Source organism: Enterobacter sp. Sphag1F (assembly GCF_014193275.1).
Taxonomy (GTDB): Bacteria; Pseudomonadota; Gammaproteobacteria; order Enterobacterales; family Enterobacteriaceae; genus Pantoea; species Pantoea symbiotica.
Map to the genome: position 1 here is coordinate 1,182,869 of NZ_JACHZD010000001.1, position 9,424 is coordinate 1,192,292.

8 protein-coding genes are annotated in these 9,424 nt (G+C 53.7%); 7 read left to right on the plus strand and 1 reads right to left on the minus strand.

Annotation, left to right across the window (positions count from 1 at the left end; all coding sequences use genetic code 11):
• Positions 1-8: 8 nt before the first annotated feature.
• The 7 genes from nrdF to emrB all read left to right on the plus strand — a co-directional run bounded on the left by nrdF (position 9) and on the right by emrB (position 8,904).
• A complete protein-coding gene (gene nrdF, locus FHW71_RS05405; protein WP_179449812.1) occupies positions 9-968 on the plus strand; it encodes a class 1b ribonucleoside-diphosphate reductase subunit beta in 960 nt (319 codons plus the stop codon).
• 399 nt (positions 969-1,367) lie between these two features.
• A complete protein-coding gene (proV, locus tag FHW71_RS05410; protein ID WP_179449811.1) occupies positions 1,368-2,558 on the plus strand; it encodes a glycine betaine/L-proline ABC transporter ATP-binding protein ProV in 1,191 nt (396 codons plus the stop codon).
• 2 nt (positions 2,559-2,560) lie between these two features.
• Positions 2,561-3,733 (plus strand): glycine betaine/L-proline ABC transporter permease ProW, encoded by a 1,173-nt coding sequence (gene proW, locus FHW71_RS05415; RefSeq protein ID WP_179449810.1) that lies wholly within the window; start codon positions 2,561-2,563, stop codon positions 3,731-3,733.
• A gap of 63 nt (positions 3,734-3,796) precedes the next feature.
• Positions 3,797-4,792, plus strand: a complete 996-nt coding sequence (gene proX / locus FHW71_RS05420) for a glycine betaine/L-proline ABC transporter substrate-binding protein ProX (RefSeq protein ID WP_008101636.1) — start codon at positions 3,797-3,799, stop codon at positions 4,790-4,792.
• Positions 4,793-5,499: 707 nt separating this feature from the next.
• The gene (mprA, locus tag FHW71_RS05425; RefSeq protein ID WP_008101638.1) at positions 5,500-6,030 is read left to right on the plus strand and encodes a transcriptional repressor MprA; all 531 of its coding nucleotides are present in this window, start codon (positions 5,500-5,502) and stop codon (positions 6,028-6,030) included.
• Between the two features lie 148 nt (positions 6,031-6,178).
• Positions 6,179-7,351 carry a multidrug efflux MFS transporter periplasmic adaptor subunit EmrA gene (gene emrA, locus FHW71_RS05430; RefSeq protein WP_008101640.1) on the plus strand — a complete coding sequence of 391 codons (1,173 nt, stop codon included), beginning with the start codon at positions 6,179-6,181 and terminating at the stop codon, positions 7,349-7,351.
• A 17-nt stretch (positions 7,352-7,368) separates the two neighbouring features.
• The gene (gene emrB, locus FHW71_RS05435; protein WP_179449809.1) at positions 7,369-8,904 is read left to right on the plus strand and encodes a multidrug efflux MFS transporter permease subunit EmrB; all 1,536 of its coding nucleotides are present in this window, start codon (positions 7,369-7,371) and stop codon (positions 8,902-8,904) included.
• Between the two features lie 43 nt (positions 8,905-8,947).
• On the opposite strand, the gene FHW71_RS05440 is transcribed toward emrB, so the two are convergent.
• Positions 8,948-9,424 (minus strand): transposase (locus FHW71_RS05440; RefSeq protein WP_179449808.1); only part of this gene is annotated, 477 nt, incomplete at its 5' end.

Below are 9,424 nucleotides of genomic sequence, written 5' to 3' on the forward strand. Positions count from 1 at the left end.
TGAAAACTATGCAACTAAAACAGATTCAAGCGATTAACTGGAACCGCATCCAGGACGAGAAAGACCTCGAAGTGTGGAACCGACTTACCAGCAACTTCTGGCTGCCGGAAAAAGTGCCGCTCTCCAACGATCTGCCGGCGTGGCAGTCGCTGGACCACCAGCAACAGCAGCTGACCATTCGGGTGTTTACCGGTTTGACGCTGCTCGACACCATCCAGAACGTGATTGGTGCGCCGGGTCTGATGGACGATGCGATTACACCGCATGAAGAAGCCGTGCTGTCGAACGTCTCCTTTATGGAAGCGGTGCATGCGCGTTCGTACAGTTCGATTTTCTCCACGCTGTGTAACACCGCAGATGTCGATGCGGCGTATCGCTGGAGTGAAGAGAATGAAGCGTTGCAGAACAAGGCGAAGATTGTGCTGGAGCACTATCGCGCCGAAGATCCGCTGAAGAAGAAAATCGCCAGCGTGTTCCTTGAATCGTTCCTGTTCTACTCCGGTTTCTGGCTGCCAATGTATTGGTCAAGCCGTGGCAAGCTGACCAACACCGCTGACCTGATTCGTCTGATCATTCGTGACGAAGCGGTTCACGGTTACTACATCGGCTATAAGTACCAAAAAGCGCTGGAAAACGTTGATGCTGGTCGCCGCGAAGAGTTGCAACAGTTCGCGATTGATTTGCTGCTGGCGCTGTACGAAAACGAAGTGGTGTATACCGAAGCGTTGTACGGCGAAGTCGGCTGGGCTGAAGAGGTGAAAACCTTCCTGCACTACAACGCCAATAAAGCGCTGATGAATCTCGGCTACGAAGCGCTGTTCCCGGCGGAACTGACCGCAGTGAACCCGGCGATCTTGTCCGCGCTGTCGCCTAACGCCGATGAAAACCACGACTTCTTCTCCGGCTCCGGTTCCTCATACGTTATGGGCAAAGCCGTCGAGACCGAAGACGAAGACTGGAACTTTTAACATTAAAACCCGGTGCGCATTAATGCGCACCCTACGTCGTAGGGTCGCCATTGATGGCGACCTGGATTCCACATTTATTTCCATCGCCTCGTCATAATTGATATTTAAATATCCCTAAACCGCACTTCTCTATTTTCCCTCACAACATCTTTTTTCACGTCATTGACACCATTTTCGCCATGAAATAGTGATAAACCCCACTCTCCTTCATAAAAAATTAATCCACTCGCATCCCTTGTGAGCACTGACGATTTTAGCTATCGACCGTTGCGCGCGCCGCCGAATATCGCCACTTAGGGTTGTCAGATAATTTCACTATGTTAGGGTATAGGGCGCTTAAATTTAATCAGGACCACAACAAGAAATAGTTAAACATTTAACCGGGAAATTAATTACTGCATGGCAATTAAACTCGAAGTAAAGAATTTATATAAGGTATTTGGGGATAATCCCGAAAAGGCATTTAAGCTGATCGATAAAGGCGAAAGCAAAGAGAGTATTCTGGCAAAAATCGGTCTCTCTGTTGGCGTCAAAAATGCCAGTCTGGCCATTGAAGAAGGCGAGATCTTCGTCATCATGGGGCTTTCAGGTTCAGGTAAGTCCACCATGGTTCGCCTTCTCAATCGTCTGATCGAGCCCACTCGCGGCCAGGTAATCATAGACGGTGTCGATATTGCCAAAATATCGGAATCGGAACTGCGTGAAGTACGCAGAAATAAGATCAGCATGGTATTCCAATCCTTCGCATTAATGCCGCACATGACGGTGCTAAATAACGCTGCTTTTGGCATGGAATTAGCCGGCGTCGCTTTGGCGGAACGTCAGGAAAAAGCGCTGGAAGCATTGCGTCAGGTTGGCCTGGATAATTACGCTCACTCTTATCCCGATGAACTTTCTGGCGGCATGCGTCAACGCGTTGGATTAGCCCGCGCATTGGCGATTAATCCTGATATTTTATTAATGGATGAAGCCTTCTCAGCACTTGATCCGCTGATTCGTACCGAAATGCAGGATGAACTGGTAAAACTGCAGGCGAAACATCAGCGTACCATCGTATTTATTTCTCACGACCTCGATGAAGCGATGCGTATTGGCGACCGTATTGCCATTATGCAGGGCGGCGAAGTGGTGCAGGTCGGCACACCGGATGAAATCCTCAATAATCCTGCCAACGATTATGTACGCACCTTCTTCCGCGGCGTCGATATCAGTCACGTGTTTAGCGCCAAAGATATTGCGCGTCGCAGCGCAGGTTCACTGATCCGTAAAGCCGCCGGTTTTGGCCCGCGATCCGCCATCAAGCTGCTGCAGGATGAAGATCGCGAATATGGCTATGTGCTGGAGAAACAGAAGTTTGTTGGTGTGGTCTCCACCGATTCACTGAAAGCCGCGCTGGCGGCCGGTGAAGGGCTGGATAGCGCCCTGCTCGACACGCCGTTAGCGGTTCCTGCCGATACCTCCCTGAATGATCTGCTGTCGCATGTGGCACAAGCGCCCTGCGCGGTGCCGGTGGTCAGCGAGGAGAATCAGTACATCGGTATCATTTCGAAAAGCATGCTGTTGCGTGCTTTAGACCGTGAAGGAGCCTAATTATGAGTGAACAAACAGCGAATCCGTGGGAAAGCGCCAGCCAAACCACCCAGCAACCTGCCACAACCGATACCAGCGCCGCCGCCAGCAGCAGCGATCCCTGGGCGAGCGGCGGTGCCGCGCCTGCTGATAATAACAGCGCCGATGCATGGGGCGATCCCTCCGCCGCCAGCAGCGGTGGCCACGATGCCGCCAGCAATGCTGCCAGCAGCAGCGACTGGCTGAGCAGCGCGCCCGCTCCCGCGCCAGAACATTTCAACATCATGGATCCGTTCCATAAAACCTGGATTCCACTCGATAGCTGGGTAACCGAAGGCATCGATTGGGTGGTGAGCCATTTCCGTCCGGTGTTTCAGGGCATTCGCGTGCCGGTGGATTACATCCTCAGCGCGTTCCAGCAGTTACTGCTTGGCATGCCCGCGCCGGTGGCGATTGTAGTGTTTGCGCTGATCGCCTGGCAGATTGCCAGCCCGGCGATGGGTATTGCCACGCTGGTCTCGCTGATTGCCATCGGCGCGATTGGTGCCTGGTCGCAGGCGATGGTAACGCTGGCGCTAGTGCTAACCGCCCTGCTGTTCTGCATCATCATCGGCTTGCCACTCGGCATCTGGCTGGCGCGCAGCGAACGTGCCGCGCGCATTATTCGTCCGCTGCTGGATGCGATGCAGACCACGCCCGCCTTCGTCTATCTGGTGCCGATCGTGATGCTGTTTGGTATCGGCAACGTGCCGGGCGTGGTGGTGACCATTATCTTTGCGCTGCCACCGATTGTGCGCCTCACCATTCTTGGCATTAAGCAGGTGCCGGCCGATCTGATTGAAGCGAGTGAATCCTTCGGTGCCAGTCCGCGTCAGATGCTATTCAAAGTGCAGCTGCCGCTGGCGATGCCGACCATCATGGCCGGCGTAAACCAGACGCTGATGCTGGCGCTGTCGATGGTAGTCATCGCCTCGATGATCGCGGTTGGCGGTCTCGGTCAGATGGTGCTGCGCGGCATTGGTCGCCTGGATATGGGCCTCGCCACCGTCGGCGGCGTGGGCATCGTGATTCTCGCTATCATCCTCGATCGTTTGACGCAGTCGATGGGCCGCGACAGCCGCAGCCGTGGCAGCCGTCACTGGTACAGCACTGGACCGCTGGGTCTGCTGCTACGCCCCTTCAGTAAAAAAGCCTGATTTCAATGGGCGGTCCGCTGCGGCCGCCCGTCTCCGACGTAACACGTAAAATAAGGAATGACTATGCGCAAGACAGCTCTCATCGCTGCCGTCCTGACGACGTTCGCCGCGACGCACGTGTCCGCCGCCGACCTGCCCGGTAAAGGCATCACCGTTAAACCGACTCAAAGCACCATATCTGAAGAGACCTTCCAGACGCTGCTGGTGAGCCGCGCTCTGGAGAAACTCGGCTATACCGTTGAGAAGCCAAGCGAGATTGATTACAACGTGGCGTACACCACTATCGCAGCCGGTGATGCCACCTTTATTGCCACCAACTGGAAACCGCTGCACGACGATATGTATAAAGCAGCGGGCGGCGATGCGAAGTTTTATCGTCAAGGCACTTACGTCGGTGGCGCTGCGCAGGGTTACCTGATCGATAAGAAAACCGCCGAGCAGTATCACATCACCAATATTGAGCAGCTGAAAGATCCAAAAATCGCCAAGCTGTTTGATACCAATGGCGATGGCAAAGCTGATTTGACGGGCTGTACGCCAGGCTGGGGCTGTGAAGCGGTGATTAATCACCAGATTGATGCCTACAAGCTAAGCAATACCGTAGAGCACAATCAGGGCAACTACTCGGCGATGATCGCCGATACCATCACGCGCTTTAAGCAGGGCAAACCGGTGTTCTACTACACCTGGACACCGTATTGGGTCAGCGATGTGCTGAAGCCGGGTAAAGATGTGGTATGGCTGCAGGTGCCGTTCTCTTCACTGCCAGGCGAACAGAGCAAAGTTGATACCAAGCTGGCGAACGGTGCTAACTACGGTTTCCCGGTGAACACCATGCACATTGTCGCCAACAAAGCCTGGACCGAGAAAAATCCGGCAGCAGCAAAACTGTTTGCTGAGATGAAGCTGCCAATTGGCGACATCAACGCCGAGAATGCAGCGATGCATGCGGGCCACGCTTCTGAAGCCGATATCAATGGCCACGTTGATGGCTGGATCAAAGGTCACCAGGCGGAATTCGATAAGTGGATTCAGGACGCACTGGCGGCAGCGAAGTAACGCAATTTACATTAGCGTTGGTATTGTGGCGGCGCGATTTATCGCGCCGTTTTTCTTGCGATAAATGCACTAAAATCACTTTGCGCAATAAATTGCGCCGCTACGGTAAGTGACTGTCTCAATCTTTCCCTCTCCCCAATAAGCGAAGCGTGCGCTATAGCGCACTGGTACGTCCTGTTAATTAACACACCATTGAAATAATTTTTTCGGTTACTATTACCCACAAATGATTATCTCTCTTCTCCTCGCGCAATGAATGCTTCCCGCTTAGCGATCGAATTCCATCATTTTTGCTGGTATCGCTTCCGCGCGGACGTTGTTAAGAGCATGTTAATCAACACCTTGATTTTAGTGGACAAGCTGCGTGCTAAAAGTGTTTAGAAATCGTAAAGATGAGACCAAACCGCTGAGCGATACTGTTCATTGATGATTGGCTTTGTTATGGTTAGCAGCGCAGTTATTCACCAGAGTTATTTTTTCTCGCGAAATTATTTATCAGTAAAAAGGTTTCCCGGGATCAATTGATGACATCGGCTGCTTGCATGATCAGGCGGGATGTCAGGGCGAAATGCCCTGGGTTAAGGAACAACCTGGAATGTCAGATGTTGACAATGTGATCGTACTAACAATCACCTGCGGAAATTGTGACTACGCTTAATCTGTCACCATCATTACTATACCAGTTGCAACTAAGAGGTTTTTTTAAAATGGAAAGTTCGTTTACTCCCATTGAACAGATGCTAAACATCCGTGCTAACCGCCATAAAGATTTTCCGCTGCAGGAGATCATTCTGACCCGCTTGTGCATGCATATGCAGGGAAAACTGCTGGATAATCGCAACAAAATGTTGAAGGCGCAGGGAATTAACGAGACCTTATTCATGGCGCTGATTACCCTTGATGCGCAGGAAAATCAGAGCATTCAGCCTTCAGAACTGAGTTCTGCTCTCGGCTCTTCACGCACCAATGCCACGCGTATCGCCGATGAGCTGGAGAAGCGCGGCTGGATCGAACGCCGTGAAAGCGAGAACGACCGTCGCTGCCTGCATCTGCATTTGACCGAAAAAGGTAATGAGTTCCTGCGTCAGCTGCTGCCACCGCAGCATCAGAGCCTGCAATACTTGTGGTCTTCGCTCTCCACTAACGAGCAGGATCAGCTGGAATCGATTACCCGTAAGTTACTTAACCGTCTCGATAAAATGGACGAAGATCAGGTTATCGCTTCCCTGTCACGCTAATAGCAAGAAGTGCGACACAATCACCTTCCGAAATCGCTATTTTAATCCCCTTTTGTCCGGCCAGCGCTCAAGCGCTGGCTTTTTCGACTCGGGCAACCGTGTTGAAGGATCAGCACATCCCGACTAAATGGAAAACGTGGAGAACGACATGAGTGCGACAGCGGAAGCTCAAAGCCCGCAACAGCCAGCGAATAAAAAGAAGAAGCGCAAAGGTGTGCTGATCCTGCTGGCTATCGTGTTTGTAATTATTGGTGTTTCGTATCTGGCTTACTGGTATCTGGTGCTGCGTCACTTCCAGGAAACCGATGATGCCTACGTGGCAGGTAACCAGGTGCAGGTGATGGCGCAGGTTTCCGGCAGCGTAAACAAAGTGTGGTTTGATAACACTGACGTGGTGAAGAAAGGCGACGTCTTAGTGTCGCTGGATAAAACCGATGCCGAGCAGGCGTTTGAAAAAGCGCAGACCGCGTTGGCCACCAGCGTGCGTCAAACCCACCAGCTGATGATCAATGGCAAGCAGTATCAAGCCACCATCAAGCTGCAACAAACCGCGCTGGAACAGGCCGAAGCTGACCTGAAACGCCGCGAGCCGCTGGGCGCGTCTAATTTGATTGGTCGCGAAGAACTGCAACACTCGCGTGATGCCGTGGCAACCGCCAAAGCACAGCTGGATGTGGCAGTGCAGCAATACAACGCTAACCAGGCGATGATTCTGAATACCGCGCTGGAAAACCAGCCGGCGGTACAGCAGAGTGCGGCTGAATTGCGCGATGCCTGGCTGGCGCTGCAGCGTACTGAAATCCGTAGCCCGATCGATGGCTTCATTTCACGTCGTAGCGTGCAGGTGGGTTCGCAAATCTCCACTACCACGCCGCTGCTGGCGGTGGTGCCGTCCACCAATCTGTGGATCGACGCGAACTTCAAAGAGACACAGCTTGCGGGTGTGCGTATTGGCCAATCGGCCACGGTGATCAGCGATATCTACGGCGATGACGTGGAGTATCATGGCAAAGTGGTAGGTCTGGATATGGGTACCGGCAGCGCCTTCTCGCTGCTGCCTGCGCAGAACGCCACCGGTAACTGGATCAAAGTGGTTCAGCGTCTGCCAGTGCGTATCGAGCTGGATCCGAAACAAGTGGCGGAACATCCGCTGCGTATCGGCCTCTCCACGCTGGTGAAAGTAGACACGCAGAACAAAGATGGCGCCACGCTGGCCAGTGCCGCGCGTTCGCAAGCCGCGTATGAAAGTAATGCGTTGGCAATCGACCTCGCGCCGGTTAACCAGCTGATTACTGACATCGTTCGTGCCAACGCTGACTAACGCCGCGGGAGGCTGTTATGGCACAAAAACCGCTTGAAGGTGCGCCGTTAGTCCTGATGACCATCGCCCTGTCGCTGGCGACGTTTATGCAGGTACTCGACTCCACCATCGCTAACGTGGCGATTCCGACCATCGCCGGTAACCTCGGTGCCTCGAACTCGCAGGGCACATGGGTGATTACCTCTTTCGGGGTGGCAAACGCCATCTCGATTCCGATTACCGGTTGGCTGGCGAAGCGCATCGGTGAAGTGAAGCTGTTTACCTGGGCGACCATCCTGTTTGTGATCGCCTCATGGGCGTGCGGCATGTCCGAAAGCCTTGAGATGCTGATCTTCTTCCGTATCATTCAGGGCGTGGTTGCCGGTCCGCTGATTCCGCTGTCGCAGAGTTTGCTGCTGAACAACTATCCACCCGCGAAACGCAGCGTGGCGCTATCGCTGTGGGCGATGACGGTGATTGTCGCGCCGATCTGCGGCCCGATTTTGGGCGGCTGGATCAGCGATAACTATCATTGGGGCTGGATCTTCTTCATCAACGTACCGATTGGTTTGGTGGTGGTGTTACTGACGCTGCAAACGCTGCGCGGACGTGAAACCAAAACCGAAATTCGCCCGATCGATATGGTGGGTTTGGTGCTGTTGGTGGTGGGCATTGGCTCGCTGCAGGTGATGCTGGATCGCGGTAAAGAGCTCGACTGGTTTAGCTCCACCGAAATCATTGTGCTGATGGTGGTCGCCGTGGTGGCGCTATTGGTGTTACTGGTGTGGGAGCTCACCGACGACCATCCGATAGTCGATCTGTCGTTGTTCAAGATGCGCAACTTCACCATCGGCTGTTTGTCGATAAGCCTCGCCTATATGCTCTACTTCGGCTCGATAGTGTTACTGCCGCAGCTGTTACAGGAGGTATATGGCTACACCGCCACCTGGGCCGGATTGGCGTCGGCGCCGGTGGGGATTCTGCCGGTAATCCTGTCGCCGATCATTGGCCGCTTCGCGCACAAGCTGGATATGCGTAAGCTGGTGACCTTCAGCTTCATCATGTATGCCGTCTGTTTCTACTGGCGCGCCTACACGTTTGAGCCGGGAATGGATTTTGGTGCATCGGCGTGGCCGCAGTTTATTCAGGGCTTTGCGGTAGCGTGCTTCTTTATGCCGCTCACCACCATTACGCTCTCAGGCTTACCGCCAGAACGTATGGCGGCGGCATCGAGCCTGTCGAACTTCGTGCGTACGCTGGCGGGTTCCATTGGTACCTCGATCACCACCACCATGTGGAGTAACCGTGAATCGATGCATCACAGCTATCTGTCGGAGTCGGTGAATCCGTACAACGTCAATTCACAGCAGATGTATGACCAGCTGGAAAGTCTGGGCATGACCCAGCAGCAGGCCTCGGCGTATATCGCGCAGCAAATTACTAATCAGGGTCTGATTATCTCGGCGAATGAGATCTTCTGGGCATCGGCGGGAGTGTTCTTGATCTTGCTGGTTCTGGTGTGGTTTGCGCGTCCACCATTTGGTGCGGGCAGTGGCGGTGGTGGCGCTCACTAAGCGATACAAATAAAAACGGGCCTTACGGCCTAATGCCAGTCAGTTAAGCCTGACTGGCATTTCTTCTTTTGGCTGTCGGGTACTTCCAGGGCCTCTCTTTCACCACTCTCGGGAACGACCTCTCCCGTCGCCCCGGCAGTTTGACTATCTGCGCTATCGCGTCCACATTTTTCACCAGTTCCGGGATCCGCCCCGGTGACGCGCCCTCAAGCGTCCAGAGCAGCTTCATGACCCAGGCCGCAGACTCGCTGAAGCTCAGCTGATTAGGCCAGTATCCCTTAAGCGTCGACGCCATTTTTATCATCTGATATCTCACCAGATTATACGCAAGCAGCGCGCCCCACAGCTCCTGACGCACCATCTCCGGTTTTTTGCTGCGCAGCGTCAGCCGGTTATCCTGCAGCCCCTGCTTGATTTCCCGATACCCCAGCTCTATCTCCCAGCGATGGCTGTACAGGTCCGCTATCTCTTTCCCCGGATAGCGCATCGCATCCGTCATCGACGTCAGGAACCGCCACGT

Excerpts from the sequence above, each read along its gene's own strand:
- nrdF (WP_179449812.1), top strand. The coding sequence starts at position 9 with ATGCAACTAAAACAGATTCAAGCGATTAACTGGAACCGCATCCAGGAC.
- proV (WP_179449811.1), top strand. The coding sequence starts at position 1,368 with ATGGCAATTAAACTCGAAGTAAAGAATTTATATAAGGTATTTGGGGAT.
- proW (WP_179449810.1), top strand. The coding sequence starts at position 2,561 with ATGAGTGAACAAACAGCGAATCCGTGGGAAAGCGCCAGCCAAACCACC.
- proX (WP_008101636.1), top strand. The coding sequence starts at position 3,797 with ATGCGCAAGACAGCTCTCATCGCTGCCGTCCTGACGACGTTCGCCGCG.
- mprA (WP_008101638.1), top strand. The coding sequence starts at position 5,500 with ATGGAAAGTTCGTTTACTCCCATTGAACAGATGCTAAACATCCGTGCT.
- emrA (WP_008101640.1), top strand. The coding sequence starts at position 6,179 with ATGAGTGCGACAGCGGAAGCTCAAAGCCCGCAACAGCCAGCGAATAAA.
- emrB (WP_179449809.1), top strand. The coding sequence starts at position 7,369 with ATGGCACAAAAACCGCTTGAAGGTGCGCCGTTAGTCCTGATGACCATC.